This is a genomic window from Paenibacillus sp. FSL R7-277 (genome assembly GCF_000517965.1).
Taxonomy (GTDB): Bacteria; Bacillota; Bacilli; order Paenibacillales; family Paenibacillaceae; genus Paenibacillus_AQ; species Paenibacillus_AQ silagei.
Window position 1 is genome coordinate 1 of the sequence record NZ_ASPX01000074.1, and the last position, 273, is coordinate 273.

The 273-nt window shown below is 51.3% G+C and carries 3 tRNA genes; all 3 read left to right on the forward strand.

Going from position 1 to position 273, the window contains the following annotated elements:
• Positions 1 to 4 precede the first annotated feature (4 nt).
• A tRNA-Asn gene (locus tag C173_RS21690) sits at positions 5 to 80 on the forward strand.
• Between the two features lie 3 nt (positions 81 to 83).
• Positions 84 to 173: transfer RNA gene (locus C173_RS21695), tRNA-Ser, on the forward strand.
• A gap of 23 nt (positions 174 to 196) precedes the next feature.
• Positions 197 to 271: transfer RNA gene (locus tag C173_RS21700), tRNA-Glu, on the forward strand.
• Positions 272 to 273 lie beyond the last annotated feature (2 nt).

A 273-nucleotide genomic window follows, 5' to 3' on the forward strand; every position in this document is an offset into this window, starting at 1 on the left:
ATATTCCCTGATAGCTCAGTTGGTAGAGCACTCGACTGTTAATCGAGTTGTCACAGGTTCGAGTCCTGTTCGGGGAGCCATATGGAGAGGTGTCCGAGTTTGGCCGAAGGAGCACGATTGGAAATCGTGTAGGCGCCACAAGCGTCTCGAGGGTTCGAATCCCTCTCTCTCCGTAGCAATACTTTTTACACAGCATGGCTCGTTGGTCAAGGGGTTAAGACACCTCCCTTTCACGGAGGTAACATGGGTTCGAATCCCATACGAGTCACCATT